21 protein-coding genes and 2 tRNA genes are annotated in these 25,372 nt (G+C 72.3%); 7 read left to right on the forward strand and 16 right to left on the reverse strand.

Annotated elements, in window-relative coordinates:
• Window positions 1–46 precede the first annotated feature (46 nt).
• Entirely contained in the window at window positions 47–1,903 is a 1,857-nt protein-coding gene (locus DEJ22_RS10535; RefSeq protein ID WP_111227099.1) for an ABC transporter ATP-binding protein, read from the forward strand.
• A gap of 38 nt (window positions 1,904–1,941) precedes the next feature.
• Here DEJ22_RS10535 and DEJ22_RS10540 read toward each other — a convergent pair whose 3' ends face one another.
• The 13 genes from DEJ22_RS10540 to DEJ22_RS10600 form a co-directional block, all read right to left on the reverse strand.
• Window positions 1,942–3,423: an NAD-dependent succinate-semialdehyde dehydrogenase gene (locus DEJ22_RS10540; RefSeq protein WP_111227243.1), complete on the reverse strand. Its 1,482-nt coding sequence runs from the start codon at window positions 3,421–3,423 to the stop codon at window positions 1,942–1,944.
• A 29-nt stretch (window positions 3,424–3,452) separates the two neighbouring features.
• Window positions 3,453–4,073 carry an isochorismatase family protein gene (locus DEJ22_RS10545; protein ID WP_111227100.1) on the reverse strand — a complete coding sequence of 207 codons (621 nt, stop codon included), beginning with the start codon at window positions 4,071–4,073 and terminating at the stop codon, window positions 3,453–3,455.
• Window positions 4,074–4,113: 40 nt separating this feature from the next.
• Window positions 4,114–5,613, reverse strand: a complete 1,500-nt coding sequence (gene dacB, locus DEJ22_RS10550) for a D-alanyl-D-alanine carboxypeptidase/D-alanyl-D-alanine endopeptidase (RefSeq protein ID WP_111227101.1) — start codon at window positions 5,611–5,613, stop codon at window positions 4,114–4,116.
• Between the two features lie 75 nt (window positions 5,614–5,688).
• Window positions 5,689–6,699: a Gfo/Idh/MocA family protein gene (locus DEJ22_RS10555; RefSeq protein WP_111227102.1), complete on the reverse strand. Its 1,011-nt coding sequence runs from the start codon at window positions 6,697–6,699 to the stop codon at window positions 5,689–5,691.
• A 201-nt stretch (window positions 6,700–6,900) separates the two neighbouring features.
• A tRNA-Thr gene (locus DEJ22_RS10560) sits at window positions 6,901–6,973 on the reverse strand.
• A gap of 44 nt (window positions 6,974–7,017) precedes the next feature.
• Window positions 7,018–7,653: a TetR/AcrR family transcriptional regulator gene (locus tag DEJ22_RS10565; protein ID WP_111227103.1), complete on the reverse strand. Its 636-nt coding sequence runs from the start codon at window positions 7,651–7,653 to the stop codon at window positions 7,018–7,020.
• A 263-nt stretch (window positions 7,654–7,916) separates the two neighbouring features.
• A complete protein-coding gene (locus DEJ22_RS10570) occupies window positions 7,917–9,059 on the reverse strand; it encodes a DNA polymerase III subunit delta' (RefSeq protein WP_111227104.1) in 1,143 nt (380 codons plus the stop codon).
• A gap of 25 nt (window positions 9,060–9,084) precedes the next feature.
• The gene (tmk, locus tag DEJ22_RS10575) at window positions 9,085–9,726 is read right to left on the reverse strand and encodes a dTMP kinase (protein WP_111227105.1); all 642 of its coding nucleotides are present in this window, start codon (window positions 9,724–9,726) and stop codon (window positions 9,085–9,087) included.
• A complete protein-coding gene (gene topA / locus DEJ22_RS10580) occupies window positions 9,723–12,488 on the reverse strand; it encodes a type I DNA topoisomerase (protein ID WP_111227244.1) in 2,766 nt (921 codons plus the stop codon). The genes tmk and topA overlap by 4 nt, the downstream gene beginning before the upstream one ends.
• Before the next feature lie 476 nt (window positions 12,489–12,964).
• A complete protein-coding gene (locus DEJ22_RS10585; RefSeq protein ID WP_146241753.1) occupies window positions 12,965–13,270 on the reverse strand; it encodes a TadE family type IV pilus minor pilin in 306 nt (101 codons plus the stop codon).
• An 80-nt stretch (window positions 13,271–13,350) separates the two neighbouring features.
• On the reverse strand, window positions 13,351–13,512 hold the full coding sequence (locus DEJ22_RS10590; RefSeq protein WP_349775143.1) for a DUF4244 domain-containing protein: 162 nt from the start codon (window positions 13,510–13,512) through the stop codon (window positions 13,351–13,353).
• 129 nt (window positions 13,513–13,641) lie between these two features.
• Window positions 13,642–14,499, reverse strand: coding sequence for a type II secretion system F family protein (locus tag DEJ22_RS10595; protein ID WP_111227108.1), 858 nt, complete (start codon window positions 14,497–14,499; stop codon window positions 13,642–13,644).
• Entirely contained in the window at window positions 14,496–15,554 is a 1,059-nt protein-coding gene (locus DEJ22_RS10600; protein ID WP_111227109.1) for a TadA family conjugal transfer-associated ATPase, read from the reverse strand. The genes DEJ22_RS10595 and DEJ22_RS10600 overlap by 4 nt, the downstream gene beginning before the upstream one ends.
• A 554-nt stretch (window positions 15,555–16,108) precedes the next feature.
• Between DEJ22_RS10600 and acs the strand changes: the two genes are divergently transcribed.
• Window positions 16,109–18,061, forward strand: a complete 1,953-nt coding sequence (gene acs / locus DEJ22_RS10605; RefSeq protein WP_111227110.1) for an acetate--CoA ligase — start codon at window positions 16,109–16,111, stop codon at window positions 18,059–18,061.
• A gap of 74 nt (window positions 18,062–18,135) precedes the next feature.
• On the opposite strand, the gene DEJ22_RS10610 is transcribed toward acs, so the two are convergent.
• Both DEJ22_RS10610 and sp36 read right to left on the reverse strand, forming a co-directional pair.
• Window positions 18,136–18,597: a RidA family protein gene (locus DEJ22_RS10610; protein ID WP_111227111.1), complete on the reverse strand. Its 462-nt coding sequence runs from the start codon at window positions 18,595–18,597 to the stop codon at window positions 18,136–18,138.
• A complete protein-coding gene (gene sp36 / locus DEJ22_RS10615) occupies window positions 18,594–18,752 on the reverse strand; it encodes a Sp36 family protein (protein ID WP_111227112.1) in 159 nt (52 codons plus the stop codon). The genes DEJ22_RS10610 and sp36 overlap by 4 nt, the downstream gene beginning before the upstream one ends.
• 50 nt (window positions 18,753–18,802) lie before the next feature.
• On the opposite strand from sp36, the gene DEJ22_RS10620 reads away from it, so the two are divergent.
• From DEJ22_RS10620 to DEJ22_RS10640, 5 genes are all read left to right on the forward strand, one after another.
• A complete protein-coding gene (locus tag DEJ22_RS10620; protein ID WP_111227113.1) occupies window positions 18,803–21,364 on the forward strand; it encodes a transglycosylase domain-containing protein in 2,562 nt (853 codons plus the stop codon).
• Entirely contained in the window at window positions 21,361–22,317 is a 957-nt protein-coding gene (locus DEJ22_RS10625) for a metallophosphoesterase (protein ID WP_111227114.1), read from the forward strand. The genes DEJ22_RS10620 and DEJ22_RS10625 overlap by 4 nt, the downstream gene beginning before the upstream one ends.
• 104 nt (window positions 22,318–22,421) lie before the next feature.
• A tRNA-Pro gene (locus DEJ22_RS10630) sits at window positions 22,422–22,495 on the forward strand.
• A 149-nt stretch (window positions 22,496–22,644) separates the two neighbouring features.
• The gene (locus DEJ22_RS10635; protein ID WP_111227115.1) at window positions 22,645–23,673 is read left to right on the forward strand and encodes a sensor histidine kinase; all 1,029 of its coding nucleotides are present in this window, start codon (window positions 22,645–22,647) and stop codon (window positions 23,671–23,673) included.
• Entirely contained in the window at window positions 23,670–24,290 is a 621-nt protein-coding gene (locus DEJ22_RS10640) for a response regulator transcription factor (protein WP_111227116.1), read from the forward strand. The genes DEJ22_RS10635 and DEJ22_RS10640 overlap by 4 nt, the downstream gene beginning before the upstream one ends.
• A gap of 18 nt (window positions 24,291–24,308) precedes the next feature.
• Here the strand turns inward: DEJ22_RS10640 and DEJ22_RS10645 are convergent, their stop codons facing one another.
• Entirely contained in the window at window positions 24,309–25,346 is a 1,038-nt protein-coding gene (locus DEJ22_RS10645; protein WP_111227117.1) for an LLM class flavin-dependent oxidoreductase, read from the reverse strand.
• Window positions 25,347–25,372 lie beyond the last annotated feature (26 nt).

Consider the following 25,372-nt stretch of genomic DNA (forward strand, 5'->3'; position numbering starts at 1 on the left):
CGACGGCCGCCAGCACACCCCGCACGGGCGGCAGGAACCAGGAACGATGAGCCTCTTCTCCGCACGCCGCAAGCCGTCCGAGGGTCCCCGCGCGAGCTTCGGTCGCCTGCTGACCTACCTGTTCGAGAACAAGCCCGCGATGGCCGTGATCATCGTGCTGAGCGTGCTCGGCGCCGCGGCGTCGCTCGCCCAGCCGCTGCTCGTGAACCAGGTCGTCACCGCCGTCCAGCACGGCGAGACGCTCTCGATCCTCGTCTGGGCGCTCGTCGGGCTCGTCATCGTGTCGGGGCTCCTCAACGGCATCCAGCACTTCCTGCTCCAGCGCGCCGGTGAGGGGGTCGTCCTCTCCACCCGCCGGAAGCTCATCGCCCGGATCCTCAACCTGCCGATCTCGGAGTTCGACACCCGCCGCACCGGTGACCTCGTGTCCCGCGTCGGCAGCGACACCACGCTCCTGCGGGCAGTGCTCACGCAGGGGTTGATCGAGTCGATCGGCGGCGCGCTCACCTTCGTCGGCGCGATCATCGCCATGGCCGTCATCGACCCGCTGCTGCTCGGCATCACCGTCCTCATCGTGCTCGTCGCGATCGTCGTCGTCGGCGGGCTCAGCCGCCGCATCCGCATCGCGTCGAAGCGCGCGCAGGAGAAGGTCGGCGACCTCACCGCCGCGGTCGAGCGGGGCATCGGCGCCGTCCGCACGATCCGCGCCGCCGGCGCCACCGACCGCGAGGTCGCCGAGGTCGACGGGCACGCCACCGAGGCCTACCGTCGCGGGCTCGACATCGCGAAGATGTCCGCGTTCGTCGTCCCCGTGGCGAGCATCGTCATGCAGGTCGCGTTCATCGCCGTGCTCGGCGTCGGCGGGGCGCAGGTGGCCGCCGGGCAGATCACCATCGCGACGCTCATCACCTTCATCCTGCTGCTCTTCATGATGGTCATGCCGCTCGGTCAGGCGCTCGGCGCAGCCGTCGCCGTCGCACAGGCACTCGGCGCCCTCGGCCGCATCGAGGAGATCCTGCACCTGCCGACCGAGGACCAGGACGACGCCGCCGTCCGGGTCGCAGCGGCGACCGAGACCGACGACGCGATCGCGTTCGAGCACGTCACGTTCCGGTACGCGCGGACCGCGGACGCGTCCGGCGCGGACGGGGCGGCGGCTGCACCGGCTCCGTCCGCTCGGTCTGGAGGCGCGGCAGACGCCGACGCGACGGGCTCGGCCGACGACGTGGTGCTGGACGACGTGTCCTTCCGGGTGCCCCGCGGCTCGCGGGTCGCGCTGGTCGGCCCCTCGGGTGCCGGCAAGTCCACCACGCTGGCGCTCATCGAGCGCTTCTACGACCCGACGTCGGGCGTGATCCGCCTGGGCGGCGTCGACGTCCGCGGGCTCGACCGCGCGGAGCTCCGCGCACAGATCGGGTACGTCGAGCAGGACGCCCCCGTGCTCGCCGGCACCATCCGGGCGAACCTGCTGCTCGGCTCCCCCGACGCGTCCGAGGCGGAGTGCGTCCGCGTGCTCGAGGCCGTCAACCTGGGCGACGTGCTGCACCGTGACCCCCGAGGCCTCGACGCCCAGGTCGGCGAGGACGGCGTCATGCTCTCCGGTGGTGAGCGGCAGCGGCTCGCGATCGCCCGGGCCCTGCTCGCCGCTCCCCCGATCCTGCTGCTCGACGAGTCGACCTCGTCGCTCGACGGAGTGAACGAGCAGAAGATGCGCCTCGCGATCGACGCCGTCGCCGCGGACCGGACGCTGCTCGTCATCGCGCACCGGCTGTCGACCGTCGTCGACTCGGACGTCATCGTGGTGCTCGAGCACGGCCGGGTCGTCGGCACGGGCACCCACTCGGAGCTCGTGCAGTCCACGCCGCTCTACCGCGACCTGGCGAAGCACCAGCTGCTGGTCTGAACGCCGGCCGGCGCCCGCCGCGGAGGAGGACGGAGGGGTCAGGCGGCGAACGGGTCCGGGGTCAGGACGTAGACCGACTCCAGGTACTCCTCGAGGCCCTCGTGCGACCCCTCGCGGCCGAGCCCGGACGCCTTGACGCCGCCGAACGGGAACGCCGCGTTCGACACGACGCCCGTGTTCAGGCCGAGTATGCCCGTCTCGAGCCGCTCTGCCAGGCGCTGACCGCGACGGAAGTCGGTCGTGAACGCGTAGGCGACGAGCCCGTACTCGGTGTCGTTCGCGAGGCGGATGCCCTCCTCCTCGGTGGAGAAGCGGGTGATCGACACCACCGGACCGAAGATCTCCGTGGTCAGGATCTCGGACCCCGGCTGCACCTCGTCGAGCACCGTGGGCGCGTAGAAGGTGCCCGGGCGGTCCACCCGCTGCCCGCCGGTGACCAGGCGGGCGCCCCGCTCCACGGCGTCGTCGACGAGCCCTGCAGCCTTGTCCACCGCTCGGTCGTCGATGAGCGGACCGAGCGTCGTGGCGTCCTCGGTGCCACGGCCGACACGGAGCTCCTCGACCTTCGCGCTGAGCGCCGCCGTGAACGCGTCCGCGATCCCCTCCTGCACGAAGAAGCGGTTCGCCGCCGTGCAGGCCTCGCCGACGTTCCGGAACTTCGCCTGCATCGCCGCGGCGACGGCCTCGTCGAGGTCGGCGTCGTCGAACACGAGCAGCGGGGCGTTCCCGCCGAGCTCCATGCTCGTCTTGAGGACGTTGTCCGCCGCCTGCTTGAGGAGGGCCGAGCCGACCGGGGTCGACCCCGTGAACGTGAGCTTGCGCAGCCGGCGGTCGGCGATGATCGGCTCCGACAGGGCCTTGGCGTCCGACGATGCCACGACGTTGAGCACGCCGTCGGGCAGCCCCGCGCGGCGGAACAGCTCGACGAGGAACAGCGTCGTGAGCGGCGTCAGGTCCGCGGGCTTCAGCACCACGGTGCAGCCGGCCGCGAGCGCCGGGCCGATCTTGCGCGTCGCCATCGCGAGCGGGAAGTTCCACGGCGTGATCGCGTACACGGGTCCGACCGGACGGCGGAGCACGATGCCGCGGCCGGTGCCCTCGGGGTTCGTGCGGTAGTCGCCCGAGATGCGGACGGCCTCCTCCGAGAACCACCGCAGGAACTCGCCGCCGTAGGCGACCTCGCCCCGGGACTCGGCGAGCGGCTTGCCCATCTCGAGCGTCATCAGTGCCGCGAGGTCGTCCTCGTGCTCGTGCACCAGGTCGAACGCACGGCGCAGGACGTCCGACCGTTCCCGCGGGGCGGTCGACGCCCACCCCTCCTGCGCGGCCACGGCGGCGTCGAGGGCCGCGACGCCGTCCTCGGGCGTGGCGTCGGCGACCTCGGCGAGGACGTCACCCGTGCTCGGGTCCCGCACCGGGAAGGTCCCCCCGGCGCTCGCGGCACGCCACGAGCCGCCGATGAAGAGTCCGGTGGGGACCTCGGCGACGGAGACGTGCTCGTCGGCGACGGTCGTGGTCAGCCCGGTCGTGGTGGTGGTGGGGGTGGTGGTCACAGTACTGCTCCTCCGGGGTTCGCGAGCCCCTCGTCCATGTCGCTGTGGTCGACGTGCCCGCCGACCGCGCTGATCTCGTCCAGGGCACGTGCGCTGCGGTCCGGGTCGACGCCCGCCACAAGGTCCTCGTACACGGCGACGTCGTACCCGGCGGCGCGGGCGTCGAGCGCCGAGGCGCGCACGCAGTGGTCGGTGGCGATGCCGACGATGTCGACCGTCGTCACCCGGCGCTCCGCGAGCAGGTCCGGCAGGGACGTCCCGTCGTCGGTGCTCGCCTGGAACGCCGAGTAGTCCGGACGGCCGCGCCCCTTGTACACGTGCACGTCGACGACGCTCGTGTCGAGGTCCGGGTGGTACGCCGCACCGGGGGTCCCGCCGACGCAGTGCACCGGCCACGTGTCGACGAAGTCCGGTCCCTCGGGACCGGCGAAGTGTCCGCCGTTGTCGTCGTCGCCGTGGTGCCAGTCCCGGGAGCCGACGATGAGGTCGTACTCGTCCGCGTGCCGACGGAGGAACGCGCTGATGCGCCCCGCGAGGGCCGCACCACCGGTCACGCCGAGCGCTCCGCCCTCCGTGAAGTCGTTCTGGACGTCGACGACGAGCAATGCCCTGGCCATGCGTCCATCCTGCACCCCGCACCCTGCGGCGGCGTGGACGTCAGGACGAGGTGAGGCTCCCGCCGCACCGGTACGCCGCGGCGGTCACCGCGTCCAGCGCGGGCAGCGCGGCCGCCCGCGGGGACCCGATCGCGTAGAACGCGAACGTCAGGCGCTTGCCGTCCGCCGCGTCGATGTACCCGCCCAGCGTGTTGGCACTGTCGATCCACCCGGTCTTCGCGTGCACCTTGCCCCGCGCGACCGCGTTCGCTCCGGTGAACCGGCTGGCGAGGGTTCCGGAGACCCCGGCGACCGGCAGCGCCCCGGAGAGCGCACCGAGTCCCTTCGTCCCGGCTGCGACCTGCACCATGAGGTGGGCGACGAACGACGGCGAGACGGCGTTCGCGGCGCTCTCCCCCGAACCGTCCTTGATGACGATGCCGGCCGGGTCGACCCCGTACCCGGCGAGTGCCGCACGGTAGACGTCGCTGAGGGACGCGGCGGAGCCCCCGGCACCGGACTCCTTCGAGGAGACCCGGGCGAGCATCTCGGCCAGCGTGTTGTCCGAGTTCGGGATCATCTGCCCGATGAGCGTCGAGACCGGCTGCGACGACACCGACGCGATCGTGTCCGTGCCCGTCGTCGCACGCTGCACGACCTGCGCGTCCGCGGCGCCGACCACCCCGGCGGACGCCAGTGCCGTGCGGAACGCCGCTCCGGCACGGCCGACCGGGTCGGTCGAACGCGGGGAGGTCGCCGCCGCCGGGTTCGCCCGGTCGCCGTCGACCATCAGTGCGGTCACCCGCGGCTGGTAGCCGATCGTCCGCTCGCTCTCGGGCCACGTCGGGTCCCACGCGTCGGTGTCCTCCCAGTAGCTGTCGTCGGCGACGATCGTGGTGACGGGTGCGTCGCCCAGCCGCGCCTTCACCTGCTGCGCGAGCTGCGCCAGGGTGGGTGCCCCCGGGTAGACGGTACCGTTGCCCGCCGAGAGCGTGGCGTCACCGTGTCCGACGAGGGCGATCGTGCCGTCGGACTCCCGCGTCACCGTGGTCGGGATGCGGTGGTCGCCACCGAGCACGGCCAGGGCGGTGGCGCTCGTCAACGTCTTCATCACGCTGCCGGTCTGTGCCGGCACGTCACCCTTGCGCGAGAACAGGGTCTCCCCGGTCGCCGCGTCCATCACGAAGCCCTCGAAGGAGCCGAGCCCCGCGGCCGAGGCCTCGGCGTCGATCGTGCAGGTCCGGAGCGCACTGGGTCCGGCGGGGTCGTCCGGCACGGCGCGCGCGTCCGACGTCGGCTCGGCGGTGGGTGTGCGTTCGGGCGTCGGCGCCGCCGTCGCCGGCTTCCCACTGGACGAGGGCGCTGCCGCCGTCGGCCGGACCGGCATGGTGGCGGCAGCGACGGCGACGGTGGCGCCCGACCCGAGCACCAGGACCCCGACGAGCCCGCCCGCGATCCAGGGGACCGGCCGGCGGGCCGCCGAACGGCGCGCGGCGGCGACGCGGCCACGGAGGCGGGCCGACAGGGACGTCTTCTGGGGCGGGGTGGGCTGGTCGGACATCGCGACCGATCCTACGTGGCTGCGGGAGGTGCCTCCAGACCGGATCCGCCCCTCCTGGCGGAACGGGTGGAACCGTCAGTCCACCGGGCCCCTGGCCGGGTCCTGGTCCTGGTCGGCGGCGTAGCGGACACCGACCTGGCGGCGGGCCTCGTCCATGACCGCCATCACGGCGACGGTCTCCTCGGGGTCCATCGCACCGCCCTCGTGCGTCCCGGACGCGATCATCGCCTCGAACGCGCGGACCTCGTGCGCGTAGCCGGTGCGCTCCTCGCGCGAGTCGAACTCCTCGACGACGACGCCGTCCCGATCGCGCAGCCGCCAGGTGGTCGGCGTGTACCACGTGGCATCGAGGTCGATGCGCCCGTCCTCGCCGATGATCGACGCGGTGTTCGGGCTGCGGAGGTCGAGGCCGAAGTGCACGACGGACTGGGTGCCGCCCTCGTGGGTGAGCAGGATCCCCATCTGCGTGTCGACGCCCTGGTCGCTCAGGGTGCCGGCTGCCGCCACGGCGGTCGGGGTACCGAGGACGTCGACGGCGAAGGAGATCGGGTAGACACCGAGGTCGAGGATCGCGCCACCACCGAGCGCGGGGTCGTTGAGGCGGTGCTGTGGGTCCGTCGACAGGGCCTGGTGGTGCGTCGCCTCGACCACACGCGGCCGGCCGATGCGCCCCTCGGCGATGAGCTCGCGGATCATGACCGACTGCGGCAGGAAGCGGGTCCACATCGCCTCCATGACGGCGACGTCGGCGCGACGTGCGGCGTCCACGACGCGGCGCGCCTCGGCTGCGGTGATCGTGAAGGCCTTCTCGACGAGCACGTGCTTCCCGGCGGCGATCGCGAGCAGGGCGTCCTCCGCGTGGCGGGAGTGCGGGGTCGCGACGTAGACGGCATCGACGCCGTCGTCGGCCACCAGGTCCGCGTAGGACCCGTGCGCCCGGGCGATGCCGTGCTCGGTGGCGAAGGCCTCGGCGCTCTCCCGTGTGCGGCTGCCGACCGCGACGAACTCGATGCCAGTGGCGGAGCAGTCCGTCACGAACGAGTGGGCGATGCCGCCCGTACCGATGACTCCCCAGCGAACCGTCATGGCTCCTGTCTACCAGGCGGGTCACCGGGTCCGCGGGGACCGTTTCCGCCGGGCCACCGGAGCACCCGCAGCGAGCCGTCCCCGGCGTGCGTGCGCCGTCCCGGAGGCTCGTGCCGTCCCGCGGGCCGGGGCCCGGCGCAGTCGCCGCGCGAACGACGGAACCCCCGGTCGGACAGTGTCCGACCGGGGGTTCCGGTGTCGAGCCGCCTGTCGGAATCGAACCGACGACCTATTCATTACGAGTGAATCGCTCTGCCGACTGAGCTAAGGCGGCGGACGCTCCGTTGCCGGAGCGGCACGGGAGACGACTATACAGGTTCAGACGAGGGAACGCGAAACGAGCGTGCCGAGCTCGTCGAAGGACCGCTGCAGCTCCTCCACGAGGTGCGTCTCGGTGGCGCCGTCCGACCACTCCCACCACGCGTGGCGCAACGCCGCGAGCGCCACCACCGAGGCCAGTCGTGCCCGGCGCCGGAGCGCGTCCGGGTCCTCCGCCAGGTCCGGATCGGTCGCCGCCGACCGCGCCGCGACGGCCTCCTCGATCTCGGCCTGGAACTCCTTCATCGACGCCATCCGCCTGCTGAACAACTCGGGCGCGGCGCGGAGCACCTGCTGCCGTTCGACGAGCAGTCCCCGCTCGTCGACGAGCTCGGCCGTCGCGTGCACGAGCAGAGCGCCGAGGTCCGCCAGCAGCTCGCCGCTCGGGCCTCCGGCGCGGAAGACGTCGAGCGCCGGTCCGGTCGGCAGGGTCGGGTCGTCGCCGAGCAGTGCCTGCTCCTTGCTCGGGAAGTAGTTGAAGAACGTACGCGGGGACACGTCGGCGCGGCGCGCGATCTCGTCGACGGTCACCGAGGGCCAGCCGGACTCCACAGCGATCCGCAGTGCTGCCTGCTGGATCGCGAGACGGGTGGCACGGCGCTTCCGTTCGCGCAGACCGGGTTCGACGTCGGGCATGCCGCGATCTTCTCACGGCCGCCCGAAGGGGCGGCTGCGGGTGTGCGCAGGGTCCGAGCGCGGCCGCAAGGACGGTCGGCGAGGCGCGCCTCCGGCCGCCGGACGGGAGGCACGTGGCGACGGGACCACGCGCTTCCGCCCCGTCGGCGACGGCGCGTCGCGCCGGCGTCAGCGCGTCGCGCCGACGACAGCGCGTCGCGCCGACGACAGCGCGTCGCGCCGACGACAGCGCGTCGCGCCGACGACAGCGCGTCGCGCCGACGTCAGCGCGTCGCGCGGGCGATGGTGACGAGCAGCGCCTCGAGCGCCAGCAGTGCCGCGACGTTCGCCGCGATCCGCTGGCGTGCGAGCGCGACGGCGTCGAGCACCTCGAGCGCCGCGGCCGGCGGCACGACCTCGAGCGTGCGGTCGAGCTGCTCGCGCATCGCCAGGTTCACGGGTTCGGCGGGCGCTCCGAGTCCGAGCAGCAGCAGGTCCCGGTAGAGCGAGGACACGTCCACGAGGATGCGGTCGAGCCCGTCGCGCAGGCTGCGGGTGGCACGGCGCTTCTGGTCTTCCTCGAGCGCGCGCAACTGTGAGCGGAGCGCGGGCGGCACGGTCCCGCCGGGTTCGACGCCGAGCGACCGGAGCGCCGCGTCCCGTTCCTCGCTGTCACGCTGCTGCGTGATGGCCTTCGCGTCCTCGTCCGCGACGGCCAGCAGTTCGGCGGCCGCCATCACGGCGTCGCCGACCGACCGGACACCGAGCACCGTCTCCAGCGTCCGACGTCGGCGGTCACGGGCGTCCTCGCTCGTCGCGAGGCGCTGCGCCATGCCGATGTGGCTCTGCGCCTGTCGGGCGGCGTCGGTCGCGAGGGCACGATCCACCCCGGTGCGGGCGACGATGAGGTCGGCAACCGACTCGATGCCCGGCACCCGCAGGCGGACCGAGCGGACGCGTGAGCGGATGGTGGGCAGCAGGTCGGCCTCACTCGGGGCGCAGAGGATCCACACCGTGCGCTCGGGCGGCTCCTCGAGCGCCTTGAGCAGCAGGTTGGAGGTGCGCTCGGTCATGCGGTCGGCGTCCTCGATGATGACCACGCGGTAGCGCCCGACCGACGGCGAGTAGTGGGACGAGGTGACCAGCTGGCGGATCTCGTCGATGGTGATGATCACGCGCTGGGTGGTCAGGACGGAGACGTCCGGATGGGTGCGCGCGGTGATCTGCTGCAGGGTGTGGTCGTCGTCCGGGCCGGCGCCGACGAGTGCTGCGGCGAAGGCGGCGGCGACGTTCGACCTGCCGGACCCGGGCGGTCCGGTGATGAGCCACGAGTGCGTCATCCCGCCGGTGCCGTCGGGCGCCTCGGCCGCACTGCGCAGGGCCGCGACCGCTTCCTCTTGACCGGTCAGGCCGTCCCACACGCTCACGGGGTCATCCTGTCAGCCGCCACCGTCACGCGGCGCCGTCGTCGATGCCGACGAGCGGACCCACCGCTGCGCGGATCGCGGACTGCACGGTGCCGGCTGAGGAGGACGCATCGACGACCAGGAACCGCTCGGGTTCCGCCGCCGCTGCGTCGAGGAACGCCCGGCGCACGGTCTCGTGGAACGTCGCCGCTTCCGACTCGAGCCGGTCGAAGGTGTCTCCGCGCGCCGCGGCGACCCGGGCGCGTCCGACCGTGACGTCGAGGTCGAGCAGCACGGTGAGGTCGGGTACGAGCCCGTCTGCCGCCCAGTCCGACACCGAGCGGACGCGGTCGGCGCCGAGGCCCCTGGCGACCCCCTGGTACGCCACGGACGAGTCGATGTACCGGTCCTGCAGCACGACCTCGCCGCGGTCGAGCGCCGGTCGCACGACCGTCTCGACGTGGTGGGCGCGGTCGGCCGCGTAGAGCAGCGCCTCGGCACGCGGCGCCACGTGGCCCCGCTCGTGCAGCACCATCTCGCGGATGCGCTGCCCGAGGTCCGTGCCGCCGGGCTCGCGCGTCCGGACGACCGTCCGACCGTGCTCCTCGAGCCATACGGTGAGGAGTTCGGCCTGCGTCGTCTTGCCCGCGCCGTCCCCGCCCTCGAGGGTGATGAACCGCCCGGTCACTTCTTCTTGGCCGCGGTCTTCCGAGCCGGCGCCTTCTTCTTGACCGGCCCCTTGGCGCGCTTGTCCGCGAGGAGCTGGACGGCCCGCGCGTGGTCGACCGATTCGACGTCCTCGCCGCGCGGGATCGTTGCGTTCGTCTCACCGTCGGTCACGTACGGACCGAAGCGGCCGTCCTTCACCTTGATCGGCTTGCCCGACACCGGATCCGCCTCGAACTCCTTCAGGGCGGCGCTGGCCGCCCGACGGCCGCCGTACTTCGGCTGCGAGAACAGTTCGAGTGCGCCGGGCAGGTCGATGTCGAAGATCGCGTCCTCGCTCGGCAGGGTCCGCGTGTCCGTGCCCTTCTTGATGTACGGACCGTAGCGACCGTTCTGCGCCGTGATGTCCTCGCCGGACTCCGGGTCCTTGCCGACGACACGCGGCAGGTCGAGGAGCTTCAGCGCGGTCTCCAGGTCCACCGTCTGCGGGTCCATCGACTTGAACAGGGACGCGGTGCGCTCCTTCGGCGCGGCGGCCTTCTTCGTCGTCTTCTTCGCGGGTGTCTTCGCGCCCTTGGCCGTCGTCGTGGACGGCTCGGCAGCGGCGGGCGCCGCGGGCTCGACGACCTCGCCCGTCGACGGATCGACCGTCGGCTCCGGCTCCGGGGCCCGCTCGGTCACGTAGGGACCGAAGCGGCCGTCCTTCGCCAGGACCTCCTTGCCCGTCTCCGGGTTGATCCCGACGACGCGGTCACCGACGACCGGCGCGTCGACGAGTTCCTGCGCCTTCTCGGCGGTGAGTTCGTCGGGCGCCAGGTCCTCGGGGACGTTGACGCGACGCGGCTTCTCCGGGTCGTCGCTCGGCACCTCGATGTAGGGCCCGTAGCGACCGATGCGCAGGGTGAGCCCCGGTGCGAGCTCGACCGAGTTGATGTCGCGGGCGTCGATCTCGCCGAGGTTGTCGATCACCGTCCGCAGGCCACGCTGGTCGCCGCCGCCGAAGTAGAACTCCTTGAGCCAGTCGACCCGGTCCTCGTCACCGCTCGCGATGCGGTCGAGGTCCTCTTCCATGCCGGCGGTGAAGTCGTACTGCACGAGGTCGGCGAAGTGGTCCTCGAGCAGACGGACCACGCTGAACGCGATCCAGTTCGGCACGAGGGCGCTCCCCCGCTGGCTGACGTACCCGCGGTCCATGATCGTCGAGATGATCGCCGCGTAGGTCGACGGACGACCGATGCCGAGCTCCTCGAGCGTCTTGACGAGGCTGGCCTCGGTGTAGCGCGGCGGAGCCGACGTGTCGTGGCCCTTCGCCTCGACCTCGCTGACGCCGAGGTGGTCGCCCTCGGACATCTGCGGGAGCTTGGCGTCGTTCTCGCCGGCGCCGTGGCGCTCCTCGTCGCGGCCTTCCTCGTACGCGTTGAGGAACCCGCGGAAGGTGATCACCGTGCCCGACGCGGTGAACTCCGCGTCGGTCCCGTTCGCGGTCGAGGCGATGCCCGCGACCGGCTCCGGGGAGGTGATCCCGAGGACGACCGACGCGGTCGAACCCTTCGCGTCCGCCATCTGGGACGCAACGGTGCGCTTCCAGATCAGGTCGTAGAGCTTCCAGTCGTTGCCCCGCAGCACGCCGTCCATCTCGGAGGGGGTGCGGAAGGTGTCACCCGCGGGACGGATCGCCTCGTGGGCCTCCTGCGCGTTCTTGCTCTTGCCCGCGTAGCTGCGTGGCTTGTCCGGGATCGTCTCCGAGCCGTACAGCGACGACGCCTGCTTGCGTGCGGCGGTCACCGCCTGCTGCGACAGGGACGACGAGTCCGTACGCATGTAGGTGATGTGGCCGTTCTCGTAGAGCGACTGGGCGACGCTCATCGTCTGGCGCGCGGAGAAGCGGAGCTTGCGCGCGGCCTCCTGCTGCAGGGTCGACGTGGTGAACGGTGCCGCCGGGCGGCGGGTGTACGGCTTCGACTCGACACTGCGCACGACGGCGTCGCCGGAGCCCTCGAGCACCGCGGTGAGTGCGGCCGCCGAGGCCTCGTCCAGCCGGACGGCGTCGCCCTTGAGCGCGCCGCGGTCGTCGAAGTCGCGGCCGGAGGCGACACGGGTGCCCTGCAGGCGCGCCAGTCGGGCCGTGAACGCCGCGTCGCCGACCTTCTCGAACCGCGCGGTCAGGTCCCAGTAGTTCGCGGAAACGAACGCCAGGCGCTCACGCTCGCGGTCGACGACGAGACGGGTCGCGGCGGACTGCACGCGGCCTGCGGACAGCCCCGGGCCGACCTTGCGCCAGAGCACCGGCGAGACCTCGTACCCGTACAGGCGGTCGAGGATGCGCCGGGTCTCCTGCGCGTCGACGAGCGCCGTGTCGAGCTCACGGGTGGCCTCCTGCGCGCGCTGGATGGCCTCCTTCGTGATCTCGTGGAACACCATGCGCTTGACGGGCACCTTCGGCTTGAGGACCTGGAGCAGGTGCCACGCGATGGCCTCGCCCTCGCGGTCTTCATCGGTTGCGAGGTAGAGCTCGTCGGCGTCCTTGAGCGCCCGCTTCAGCTCGGTGACCGTCTTCTTCTTCGCGTCGGAGACGACGTAGTAGGGCTCGAAGCCGTTGTCGACGTCGACCGAGAACTTGCCGAGCGAGCCCTTCTTGAGCTCGGCGGGCAGGTTCTTGGGCTCGACGAGGTCGCGGATGTGTCCGACGGACGCCTGGACCTCGTACCCGTCGCCGAGGTATTGCGCGATCGTCTTCGCCTTCGCAGGGCTCTCGACGATCACGAGCTTCTTCGTGCCTGGCACGTGACTCCTTGATCGATGGTGCGTGCCGGCCCTGGACCGCAGCGGTGTCCGGGTCGACCGGGACAACGGTGACCGGGGGCCGACGTGCACACCATACACACACTGTTCGCACGACCCGGCTGCGGGACCGGCGACCGCGACTGCGCTCACGGCGAACGGTCGCGACCCGGCGACCACCCGTACCCGGGCGGTCACCCCCGCGGTCGCACAGGCGGCGAGCACGGTGCCGTTCGCCGTGGCGACCCGAGCTGCCAGGGGGCACGGATCGCCCGCGACACGTCCGACCAGGACCGCCGCGGCCGCGAGGGCGGCGGCGTCGGCCGAGGTCCGGGCGCGTGCGTCGAGCACGCGCGTACGCGCTCCGCCGAGCGCGGTGGTCCCGACGACGAGCGCGACGGCGACGACCGCGACGAGGAGGACCGTCGCCGATCCTCGCTCGTCGCCCGCCGCGGCCGGGAGCGCCCTGGCCACCGGGCTCACCGGCCGCCCTCGGCCGCGCACCCGGTCGCCCGGAGCGGCAGGAGTGCGAACGGTCCGGGAGCCGAGCCCTGGACCACGACGCAGACCAGGCCGCCGCCGCGCCGCACGGTGGTCGACGCGCCGGGAGCGCCGCCTGCGAGGGCCGCGGCAGCCGCAGGGGCGTCGTCACGGCCGAGGGCCCGAGCCGTGACCGCCGCGACCGACTGGAACCGCCCGACGCGGTCGACGAGCACGACCCCGGCCACCAGCGACACGAGCACGAGCACCACGACGGGCAGCGCGACCGCGAACTCGACGCTCACGCTGCCCTCGTCCGCCGCGCCCCGGCCCGGCGTCGCCCCGGTCACCGCGTCCCCTGGCAGCGCGCCACCCGTCGCCGTGCTCACGGGACGAGCGCTCCGCGGACGAGGTCGGTCAGGATCTGCTGGACCTCTCCCGAGCGCATCACCGCGACGAGGACGCCGGCGAAGGCGACCGCCGCCAGGATGACGACCGCGTACTCCGCCGTCGCCGAGCCGCGGTCGTCGATCGATCGGCGCAGCACTCGTACCACCCGTGTCCGTCGCCGAGGAGTCGTACTGTCGGTCATGGTCGTTCCCCTTCCTCTGTGGTGCTCCCACGATCGCCGACCCGGCCGCGCCGGTGCCCCGTCCCGGTGCGATCTGTGGACGGCTCAGCGGAGACCACCGACGGTGGAGGACAGGACTCCGACCACGACGGGCACGACCCCGACCAGGACGAACGCCGGCAGCACGCACACCCCGAGCGGCAGCACGAGACGCACGGCCAGACGCTCCGCCGCGGCCAGTCCCGCCGCCGCCGCGTCGTCACGGACGTCCTCCGCGGCCGCCCGGAGCATGGCGGCTGCCGGCACGCCGGCCCGGCGAGCCAGGTCCAGCACAGCACGCACCCGTTCGGCCTCCGCCGCCTCCCGGGAGTCGTCCTGCGGACGCCCGGTCACGGCGAGCGCCGCGTGCACGGTCTGCTCGGCAGCGGACCACGGGCCTCCGCCGGACAGCGCGACCGCCCACGCGTCGAGGACGATGCCCGGCACGTGCCCGTCCGGCGTCGCACTGCGGACGAGTCGTCGCGCCCACCGCTGCCCGGCGACCACCAGGCCCACCGCGAGGATGCAGCACACCCAGCCCAGCGGACGGGTGAGGAGCACCCCGAGGGCGTCCGGGCCCCACGTCGACCCCAGCCCGAGCCCGAAGACCGGCAACGCGAGCACCACCCGCGCGCTCGTCCGTGGTCCGGCGAGGGCGACCCGGACCGCCCGGTCCGCCGCGGCGCTCCGCCGCATCGCCGACGCCAGCGACCGCAGGGCGACCGCGGAGGGGGCCCCGGTCCGGTCCGCGACGTCGAGCACCGCCCGCACGTCACACCACGCCGGCGTGTCCGCGTCCGGCCGGCCACCGACGAGCATCCAGGCCCGCGGTGACGGCACCCCGGACGCGACGAGCACCGCCACCTGTTCGAGCGTGCGCGCGACCGCCACCGGGTCGCGCTGTGCCGCAGGTCCGCGGGTCACGCGTCGGCGGTCCCGCCGACCGGCCGGACCTCGAGCCGCCCGTCCCGGTCGACCGCGAAGGCCCCGACGGCGACGACGCCCCGCCACGACGACCTGCGCTCGACGTGCACGACGAGGTCCACGGCGCTGACGACCTGACGGGCGAGTGCCTGCGGTCCGAGTCCGGCGAGCGCACCGAGTGCCTCGAGACGCGCCGCGACGTCGAGCACGCCGTTGGCGTGCAGGGTCCCGGCGCCGGCGTGCCCCGTGTTCAGCGCACCGAGGAGCTCACGGACCTCGGCGCCACGGCACTCCCCCACGACCAGGCGGTCCGGTCGCATGCGCAGGGCTTCGCGCACGAGGCGGTCGAGGGCGATGGCTCCGGCCCCCTCGGTGTTCGCCTGGCGCGCCTCGAGCGTGACGACGTGGGGGTGCTCCACGCGGAGCTCGGCGACGTCCTCGACGGTGATGATGCGCTCGTCGTGCGGCACGCTCCCGAGGACGGCCGCGAGCACGGTGGTCTTGCCGCTCCCCGTCGCGCCGGTGACCAGGACGTTCCGCCGCTCCTCCACCGCACGGTCGAGGACGGTGCGGGGGACGGACCGGAAGGCGCCCAGCCGCTCGAGCTCGGCGAGGGTCGGTCGCTCGGGTCGGGGCAGGCGGATGGACAGCGCCGTGCCACCGACCGAGACCGGTGCGAGGACGACGTGCACCCGGACGCCGTCACCGTGTCGGACGTCCGCGCAGGGTGTGGTCTCGTCGACGTGCCGCCCACCCACGGCGACGAGTTCCGACGCGAGCGCACGCACCCGCCGTTCGGACAGCTCGGGACGCACCCGCTCGAGCCCCCGCCCCCGGTCGACCCACGTGCCGCGTCCACCGAGCACCAGGACGTCGGTGGTGGCAGCGTCACCGACGAGCCCCGCGAGCTCCTCGAAGGCGGCTACGTCGAGCGTCCGCCGTCGGCGGGAGCGGGCGGCGCCGGGCAGGAACGGGACCGCGGAGGGGTCGGCCGCCCAGCCGCGGTCCCCCAGGTCCCGCTCGGTCGCAGGGACCTCGGCTCGGTGTCGGTGCATGCCGGCGACGGTAGGACGTCCGACCGCTTCGTCCGCAGGAGTTCGTACGTCCTGTGGACCAGCCCCGGACTCCGCCGGCGTCGGACTCTTTTGTACCCCGGAACGCAAAGCCGTACCCCGTTCGGCTCCTGTGATGCGCGCCCAGACCACGTCGTCGGCAGGCCTCGTGTCCGCTCGACGCGGGCACGCTCACGGGTGGGCGGGCCGACGGGACCGTGCAGCGAAGGCGTGGACAGTTCTGTCCACCGTTCGGCACCAGGACGCGGATCGTCCGACCGCCGCGACGCCCGCTACCCGACGGTCGTCGCACAAAAAGAAGAGGCGGCACCGGTTGGGGGGAACTGGTGCCGCCTGACATCGGAGGATTGGGGGGAATCCGACCCGGTGCCGCCGGAAACGAGTCCGGCAGGAACCACTGTACCCCATGAACACCCCAGCTCGGCAACCCCCTGCCGCGGGATCGCCCGTCACGGTGGCACCGGGGCCGCGGGCGGTGGCGGACCGAGGGGTAGTCTCCGACTGCACCCCAGCCGCAACGATGCGAGAGGACACCGATGTCCACACCGACCCAGGCCGACGAACGCCACGAGGACGGCCCGACCTTCGCTCCCCCGGCGGACTTCGTCGCGGACGCCGTCGCGCACGAGGACCTGCACGAGGCCGCCACCGCCGACCGCGAGGCGTTCTGGGCGGACCAGGCCAGGACCCTCCTCGACTGGCGCACCCCGTTCACCCGCACGCTGGACTGGTCGGGCGCGCCGTTCGCGAAGTGGTTCGACGACGGCGAGCTCAACGTCGCCGACAACTGCCTCGACCGGCACGTCCGTGCGGGCAACGGCGACCGGGTCGCGATCCACTTCGAGGGCGCTCCGGGTGACACCCGCCGGATCACCTACGCGGAACTCACCGCCGAGGTGCAGCGCGCCGCGAACATGCTCACCGACCTCGGGGTGGGGCAGGGCGACCGCGTCGTCGTCTACATGCCCCTCGTTCCCGAGGCCGTCGTCACGATGCTCGCGGTCGCGCGCATCGGCGCCGTGCACTCGGTCGTGTTCGGCGGCTTCAGCGCCGAGAGCCTCCGCGCCCGGATCGAGGACGCCGGCGCGAAGCTCGTCGTCACCGCGGACGGCGGATGGCGACGCGGAGCGGTCTCGCCGCTCAAGCCCGCGGTCGACGAGGCCCTGACCGGCGAGGGCACCGACACCGTCGAGCGCGTGCTCGTCGTCAAGCGCGGCGGCAACGACATCGCCTGGAACGACCGCGACCTGTGGTGGCACGACGAAATGGCGAAGGCCGCGCCCGAGCACGAGGCGCAGGCGTTCCCCGCCGAGACCCCCCTGTTCATCCTCTACACCTCGGGCACGACCGGGAAGCCGAAGGGCATCGTGCACACGTCCGGCGGGTACCTGACGCAGGCCGCCTACACGCACCGGAACGTCTTCGACATGCACCCGGAGAAGGACGTCTACTGGTGCACCGCCGACATCGGTTGGATCACCGGGCACTCGTACGTCGTCTACGGCCCGCTCGCGAACGGGGTGACCCAGGTGCTGTACGAGGGCACCCCGGACGAGCCGAGGCCCGGTCGCTGGTGGGACATCGTCGACACGTACGGGGTCACCGTCCTCTACACCGCGCCGACCGCGGTCCGCGCAGCGATGAAGGCCGGTCGGCAGATCCCGGAGGCGCGGAGCCTCGAGAGCCTCCGGCTGCTCGGCAGCGTCGGCGAGCCGATCAATCCCGAGGCGTGGCAGTGGTACCGGCAGGTCATCGGTCACGACCGCACGCCGATCGTCGACACCTGGTGGCAGACCGAGACCGGCGCGATCATGATCTCGGCGCTGCCCGGCGTCACCAAGCTCAAGCCCGGCGCCGCGCAGACCCCGCTGCCGGGCATCGTCGCCGAGATCGTCGACGAGGAGGGCCACCGCGCCGACCCGGGCGAGAGCGGCTACCTGACGATCACGGAGCCGTGGCCGTCGATGGCCCGCGGCATCTGGAACGACCCCGACCGGTTCGTCGAGACGTACTGGAGCCGCTTCCCCGGCCGCTACTTCGCCGGTGACGGCGCGCGGCTCGACGGGCAGGGCGACATCTGGGTGCAGGGCCGCGTCGACGACGTCATGAACGTCTCCGGCCACCGGCTCTCCACCGCGGAGATCGAGTCCGCACTGGTCGGGCACGAGGGCGTCGCCGAGGCCGCCGTCGTCGGCGCCGCCGACGAGACGACCGGGCAGGCGGTCGTCGCGTTCGTCATCCTGACCGCCGAGGCGGCCGAGGGTGTCGACCGCGACGCGGTCGCGACGGAACTGCGCAACTGGGTCGGCGCGCGCATCGGTGCGATCGCGAAGCCCCGGCAGGTCGTCGTGGTGCCGGAGCTGCCGAAGACGCGCTCGGGCAAGATCATGCGCCGTCTGCTCCGCGACGCGGCCGAGGGCCGCCGCATCGGTGACACGACCACGCTGGCCGACCCGACCATCATGGCGACCATCGCGGATCTCATGTAGCGGGAACGACGCGAGCCGCGCCTCCCGTCCGGTCGGGAGGCGCGGCTCGCGTCACGTGCGTCGCTGACGGTCCGTCAGTCGGCCAGTTCCACCACCAGCTCGACCTCGACCGGCGCGTCCAGCGGGAGCACGGCCACGCCCACCGCGCTGCGCGCGTGGACACCGGCGTCCCCGAAGACCTCGCCGACCAGGGTCGACGCCCCGTTGGCGACGGCCGGCTGGCCGGTGAACGACGGGTCCGAGGCGACGAACACCGTCACCTTGACGACCCGGGCGACGCGGTCCAGGGACCCGGCGACGGACTGCACGGCCGCGAGGGCGTTCAGCGCGGCGACGCGCGCCTCGGTGGTGGCGGTCTCGGCGTCGACCCCGCCCCCGACCTTGCCCGTGACCGGCAGCGCGCCGTCGACGAAGGGCAGCTGCCCGGCCGTGTACACGTACTGCCCGGTGACGACGGCGGGCACGTAGGCGGCGACGGGGGCCGCGACCGCGGGGATGGTCAGCCCGAGCTCGGCGAGTCGGTCGGCGACGGTCACGCGTCGGCCTTCGGCCGCTTCAGGTAGGCGACGAGCCCACCCTCGGGACCGGTGACGACCTGGACCAGCTCCCACCCCTCGTCCCCGTGGGCGTTGAGGATGGCGGCGGTGTTGTGGATCATCAGCGGCGTGGTGAAGTACTCCCAGCGAGTCATGCGGTTCCTTGCCAGCCTTTCAGTCGTGGGCGTCGTTTAGGCTGCATCCTATGTCTGCCCAGAAGTCTGCCTCGCGGACCAAGCCCGTCTCCGCGATCGGCGCCTTCGTCGGTTTCGTCGGGTTCAGCGCGCTCGCCGGTCTGCTGGTGACGATCGGGGTCACCCCGGCGATCGCCGTCGCCGGCGTCACCACGACCTCCACGATCGGCGTGTTCGAGTCACTGCCGGAGTACATCGAGATCGGTGACCTCCCGCAGCGCAACGAGATCTACGCGTACAGCAACGGGCAGCCGGTCCAGCTCGCGACGGTCTACGACCAGAACCGCGAGGAGCTCCAGTACGACCAGATCAGCGACCAGCTGAAGAACGCGGCGATCGACGGCGAGGACAAGCGCTTCTGGGACCACGGCGGCGTCGACATGACCTCGCTCGTCCGCGCTGGCGTCGGCAGCATCGCCGGCGGGCTCGGTGAGTCCGGCGGCGGGTCGACCCTGACGATGCAGCTCGTGCGCAACATCAAGATGCAGCAGGCCCTCGAGCTGCCGACCGAAGAAGAGCGCCAGAAGGCGTACAACGACGCCGTCGAGCAGACCATCCCCCGCAAGCTCGAGGAGATGAAGCTCGCCATCGGCCTGGCGAAGAAGTACTCGCACAAGGAGATCCTGACCGGGTACCTCAACATCGCCTACTTCGGGGACCAGACGTACGGCGTGCAGGCCGCTGCACAGCACTACTTCAACAAGTCGGCGACCGATCTCACGCCGGCCGAGGCCGCCTCGATCCTGGCCATCGTGCAGTCGCCCAACACGCGCAACCTGGCGAAGGCCGAGAACTACGACGCCAACAAGGCCCGCCGCGACGTCATCCTCAAGTCGATGTACGCGCAGAAGCACCTGACGAAGGAGGAGTTCGACCAGGCGATCGCGTCGAACCCCGCGGACTACGTGCACCTGACCGAGCCGAGCCAGGGCTGCAAGTCGGCGGCCGGCAACGGTTCGCAGTTCTTCTGCGACTACGCCGTCAAGGTGGTCAAGCAGATGTCGCAGCTGGGCGGGACCCAGAAGGAGCGCGACCAGGCCTGGCGCAACGGCGGGTACAAGATCCAGACCACCCTCGACATCGACCTGAACGGGCAGCAGAAGGACCTGCTGAACAAGTACGATCCGAACACCGAGTCGCGGCTGCAGCTCGGCGGTGCGCTCAACTCGGTGGAGGCGTCCACGGGCCGCATCCTGACGATGGCCCAGAACAAGGACTACGACCAGTCCCTGCAGTCGCCGCCGACCGCGACCTCGATCAACTACAGCGTCGACAAGGAGTACGGGGGCTCCATCGGCTTCCAGGTCGGTTCGACGTACAAGGTGTTCACGCTGCTCGACTGGCTGAAGGCCGGCCACGGGCTGAACGAGACCGTCAACGGGACGCCACACAACACGTCGCGGTGGACCCAGTGCGGTTCGACGATCACCTCGCCGTGGGCGCCGAAGAACGACTCCGCCGGTGAGCGTGGTCAGTTCACGGTGGCCCGCGCGACGGCCCTGTCGGTGAACGCCGCGTTCGCCTCGATGGCCGCGAAGCTCGACCTCTGCGACATCCGCCAGACCGCCATGGACCTGGGCGTGCACTCCGCGGACGAGAAGACCGAGCTGAACGCCTACCCGTCGTCGATCCTCGGCACCAACAACATCGCCCCGCTGACCATGGCGTCGGCGTACGCGACCATCGCCAACGGCGGGACCTACTGCTCCCCGATCGCGATCGACCAGGTCACCGACGCCACCGGGAAGCAGCTCGGCGGGCAGCCCAAGCAGTGCAAGCAGGTCCTCGACCCGAGCGTCGCCGCGACTGCCGCCTTCGCGATGCGCGGCACGATCCAGTCCGGCACCGCCGTCGGTGCGCAGACCCCGGACGGCACGCAGCTGTTCGCCAAGACCGGCACGACGGACAACGCCGAGCAGATCTGGCTCGTGGGCGCGAGCTCGAAGGTCGCGACCGCCTACTGGCAGGGCAACACCGACGGCGCGAAGACCAGCCTGCGGAAGTACAGCAGCGGAGCGGGCTACGGCACCTACGCGACGCAGCGTGCACACGTCTGGCAGCAGGCGATGATCCCGATCAACCAGCGGCACCCGGCCGACCCGTTCCCGACGCCGTCGCAGACCGCCCTGCGCGGGAACAGCGTCGCCGTGCCCGACGTCACCGGCAAGACCGCCGACGACGCTCGAGCCACCCTCGCCGGCGCTGGCTTCACGTACGTCGACGGCGGCACGCAGGCCGGCGGCGGCACCCCCGGGACGGTCTCGTCCACGTCCCCGTCAGCGGGTTCGCTCCTGTCGACCGGCTCGAGCGTGACGGTGTTCACGACCGACGGCAGCCAGACGACGGTCCCGCAGATCACCGGCAAGAGCGTCGGTGACGCCAAGAACGCCCTGCAGGGGGCCGGGATCACGAAGGTCGCACTGGCCGGAGACTACGCCAAGGGTGACGGCGGCAACCAGTGCACGGTCGCCTCGGTCGACCCTGGTGAGGGCACCGCGATCGGCAAGGACGCGACCGTCACGGTGCAGTTGTTCGGCGACAAGGACGGCAAGGCACCGAAGGACTGCAAGTGAGCCGCGGCCGCGGCGCGCTGGGAGTGATCGCGGCGGGCGCGGCCGTCGGAGCGGCGACGGCGGCGTGGGGTTCCCTCGTCGAGCGTCGCCGCTTCGGCATCCGCTGGGAGACGATCCCGGTGCTGCCGGAGGGCTCGCGGGACGTGACCGTCCTGCACCTCTCAGACATCCACATGGCCCCGTGGCAGGCCGACAAGCAGCAGTGGCTCCGCGACCTGAGCCTGGTCGAGCCCGACTTCGTCGTGAACACCGGCGACAACCTCGGACACGCCACGGCCAACGCGGCGGTCGAGTACGCGCTCGAGCCGTTCCGCGGCATCCCGGGCGCCTTCGCGCACGGCTCGAACGACTTCTACGGCCCCTCGCCACGGAATCCGTTCAAGTACTTCACCGGTCCGAGCGCGCACCACACCGGGCACCGTCAGGTCGAACTCGACATCGATCGACAGACCGCGTTCTTCGAGTCCCTCGGCTGGCTCGACGTCAACGACCAGGCCCACGCGATCGAGCTCCGCGGATCGCGCTTCGAGCTCTTCGGCACCTCGGACGCCCACCGCGACTGGGACCGCCTGGACCTGCTGCCGACGAACGTCGACGAGATGCGCAGCGCCGTTCCGTGGACCGAGGACGAGGACGGCCCCACGCCGGTCGCCATCGGGATCACGCACGCTCCGTACCGCCGGGTCCTCGACGCCTTCGTCGACCAGGGTGCGGACATCGTCTTCGCCGGGCACACGCACGGCGGTCAGGTGCAGGTGCCCGGCGTGGGCGCGCTCGTCACCAACTCGGACCTCCCCCGCCGGTACGTCAGCGGGCTGCACCGGTGGCAGCACCGCGGACACTGGTCGTGGCTCGAGGTCTCGGCGGGCATCGGGACGTCGATCTACGCGCCGGTGCGGTTCTCCTGCCGGCCGGAGGCCGTCGTCGTGACCTTCACCGCGAAGACCTCCTGACCGAGCTGCACCACGACGCGCCCGGGTGTTCCGCGGATGGTCGTGAGCACCCCCGAACGTCCGGTAGACTTTCCTGGTCGCTCCGGTTCGGAGTGACCACACCGCGGGGTGTGGCGCAGCTTGGTAGCGCGCCTCGTTCGGGACGAGGAGGTCGCAGGTTCAAATCCTGTCACCCCGACACTGTGTTGAGACAGTGACGAAGCCCGGGTCCTCGGACCCGGGCTTCGTTTTTCCCTCCGCAGTCAGCGTGCGCCCGTGTGTCCACGGGCACACCAGCACGAGCGATCGCCCCTGCACGGCCGCGCCCCCACTACGCTCGCAGACGTCATGACGATCCCTGCCCCGCTCGCCGACGTCCTCGCGGAGATCGGTGACCGCTTCCCCGAGCTCGCGGACGATCCGGTCCTCGCACGGAGCCTCCTCGAGAACGTCACGTCGATGATCGCCGACGCGCACGAGCGCTACGCCGCCGGTGCAGCCGACGGCAGCATCGTCAGCGACCGGTACCTCGATCCGGACCACCTGGCCACCGGTGCCCTCCACGCGGAACACGCCCAACACCCGGCAGGCGCCATGCTCGCCGCGGAGATGCTGTTCGACGCCTACCTTCCCGTGTTCGTCGACGAGGTCGGAGCCAGCACGACAGAGCAGGTCCTCCGCGCCGCCCGCGCGCTCCACGCCGGGGTGTGGAGCCGGTTCCCGGCCGGCGCGATCGCCTACACCGAGGCGCTCCGGCAACGGGTCACGACGACGAACCTCGACTCGCGGGCGCAGATCGCACGCGACCTGCACGACCGTGTGGCGCACGGGGTCCTCGCCGGCCTGCAGCGGCTCGACCTCGTCCTGCTCACCGATCCCCCGCCAGCGGAACGGACGGACCAGCTGGAGGCCGCCGGGCGCCTGCTCCGTGCCGCGCTGACCGACGTGCAGGACCTCGCCGTCTCCCTGCACGCCCGCGTCGGCGACGACCGGCTCGACGACGCGCTGCGGCGGCACGTGGACGACCTGTTCCCCGGCGACGACCGACTGACCATCACGACGACGGGGACCCCCGGCGTGCTGCCGAACTGGAAGGCAGAGGAGGCGCTCACCATCCTGCTGGAAGCGCTCACCAACCGCAGGAAGCACGCCCCCGGTTCGACCGCGGTCGTGACCGTCGAGTGGACCACGGCCGCCGTGGTCGCCGTCGTGCGTGACGACGGGCCGGGCTTCACCCCGGGCGCGGACGCCGACGGACGACTCGGGCAGCGCACCATGCGCGAACGGGCCGGGATCCTCGGCGCGCGGCTCGACGTCGAGAGCGCACCGGGTGCCGGCACCACCGTCCGTCTGACCGTCCCGAGGGGCTCCCTGTGACCACCATCACCCACGTCGCACTCGTCGACGACCACCGGCTCTTCCGCGAGGGGCTCGCGACGATCCTGTCCGCCGTGCCCACCATCCGGGTGGTCGCCCACGGTGAGCGCCCGTCGGACGTGCTCGACTCCCCCGAGGCGGCCGCGATCGACGTGCTCCTCCTCGACGTCGAGCTCGACGGGCCGCCGGCGCGCACCACCATCGCGACCGTTCGGCGCAGCCACCCGCGCATCAGCGTCGTCGTGCTCACGATGCACCGCGACGCCGTCCTCCGCCGGGCACTGCTCGACGCGGGAGCCGTCGACTTCGTCACCAAGGACACCCCCAGCCGCGAACTCGTCGACCGGATCGTCCGAGCGACCCGCACCGGCGCGGCCCCGGTGACGTTCCCGGTGGACCTCGTCACGGACGCACGCGCCGGGTCACCGCTCAGCGACCGGGAACTCGAGGTGCTCCGACTCGTGGCCGCAGCCCGGTCGAACGCCGAGATCGCCACCGAGCTCGGGCTGGCGGTCGGCACGGTGAAGCGCCACGTCTACAACGTCTACCGCAAGCTCGACGTCGGGACACGCGTCGCCGCCATCACCGCCGCCACCCGCCTCGGCCTGCTCGCCTGACGCCGGTACGGTCGGGCGCTAGACCGTCGCGCCGGCCGGGACGAGCCGTCCCTCGGCCTGCAGCGACGCCACCACGTCGAGCGCCTGGTGCCGGTAGCGGGCCTGCGCAGCGCCCGGAGCGACGATGACGCCGTCGGCCCCGGTCGACGCGACCAGCTCGTTGAGCTTCGTCGCGACCTGCTCACGCGACCCGTAGGCCTGCCGCTCCGTGCGCGCGGCGATGAAGCGACGCTCGAGGTCGGAGAACTCGTACGCGCGGGCCTCGTCCATCGACACCGGCTCGGGCTTCGCCCCCTGCCGCATCCGGATGAACGAGATCATCCCGGGAGCGCTCTGCTCCTCGACGACCGCCGGGTCCTCGTCAGTGACGACCTGCACGCCGATCAGCGCGTTCGGCGTCTGCCGGAACCTCGACGGCCGGAACGAGTCCCGGTAGAGCGCGAGCGCCGCCTCGGTGTTGTCCGACGCGAAGTGGTGCGCGAAGGCGAACGACACCCCGAGCGCACCCGCCACCTGGGCGCTGTAGCCCGAGGACCCGAGCAGCCAGAACTCCGGGACGTCGCCGTAGCCGGGCACGGCGCGGATGCGCGAGAGCGGGTTCCCCTCGTCCATCCCGGTGAAGAACCCGATCAGGTCGGCGAGCTGCTGCGGGAAGTCGTCGACGTCGAGACGGTCCGTGCGCCGCAGGGCCATCGCGGTCGCGCCGTCGGTGCCGGGTGCCCGTCCGATGCCGAGGTCGACACGGTCCCCGTACAGCGCCCGCAGCGTGCCGAACTGCTCGGCGACGACGAGCGGCGCATGGTTCGGCAGCATCACGCCGCCGGAGCCGATGCGGATGCGCGAGGTCGCAGCGCCGACCGCGCTGAGCAGCACCGCCGGCGCGGACGAGGTGATGCCCGGCATGCCGTGGTGCTCCGCGACCCAGATCCGCTCGTAGCCGAGCCGCTCGGCGTGCACCGCCATGTCGATCGACCCCTGCAGGGCCTCGGTGTTCGACTGACCGTACTCGCGGGTGGCCAGGTCGAGGACGGACAGGTGCACGGTGGCGTCGCTCATGCCGACGACAACCGTTGCCGACGTGC

Source organism: Curtobacterium sp. MCSS17_007, from assembly GCF_003234175.2.
Taxonomy (GTDB): Bacteria; Actinomycetota; Actinomycetes; order Actinomycetales; family Microbacteriaceae; genus Curtobacterium.

Excerpts from the sequence above, each read along its gene's own strand:
- DEJ22_RS10535 (WP_111227099.1), top strand. The coding sequence starts at position 47 with ATGAGCCTCTTCTCCGCACGCCGCAAGCCGTCCGAGGGTCCCCGCGCG.
- DEJ22_RS10545 (WP_111227100.1), bottom strand. The coding sequence starts at position 4,073 with ATGGCCAGGGCATTGCTCGTCGTCGACGTCCAGAACGACTTCACGGAG.
- dacB (WP_111227101.1), bottom strand. The coding sequence starts at position 5,613 with ATGTCCGACCAGCCCACCCCGCCCCAGAAGACGTCCCTGTCGGCCCGC.
- DEJ22_RS10555 (WP_111227102.1), bottom strand. The coding sequence starts at position 6,699 with ATGACGGTTCGCTGGGGAGTCATCGGTACGGGCGGCATCGCCCACTCG.
- DEJ22_RS10565 (WP_111227103.1), bottom strand. The coding sequence starts at position 7,653 with ATGCCCGACGTCGAACCCGGTCTGCGCGAACGGAAGCGCCGTGCCACC.
- DEJ22_RS10600 (WP_111227109.1), bottom strand. The coding sequence starts at position 15,554 with ATGCACCGACACCGAGCCGAGGTCCCTGCGACCGAGCGGGACCTGGGG.
- acs (WP_111227110.1), top strand. The coding sequence starts at position 16,109 with ATGTCCACACCGACCCAGGCCGACGAACGCCACGAGGACGGCCCGACC.
- sp36 (WP_111227112.1), bottom strand. The coding sequence starts at position 18,752 with ATGACTCGCTGGGAGTACTTCACCACGCCGCTGATGATCCACAACACC.
- DEJ22_RS10620 (WP_111227113.1), top strand. The coding sequence starts at position 18,803 with ATGTCTGCCCAGAAGTCTGCCTCGCGGACCAAGCCCGTCTCCGCGATC.
- DEJ22_RS10635 (WP_111227115.1), top strand. The coding sequence starts at position 22,645 with ATGACGATCCCTGCCCCGCTCGCCGACGTCCTCGCGGAGATCGGTGAC.
- DEJ22_RS10645 (WP_111227117.1), bottom strand. The coding sequence starts at position 25,346 with ATGAGCGACGCCACCGTGCACCTGTCCGTCCTCGACCTGGCCACCCGC.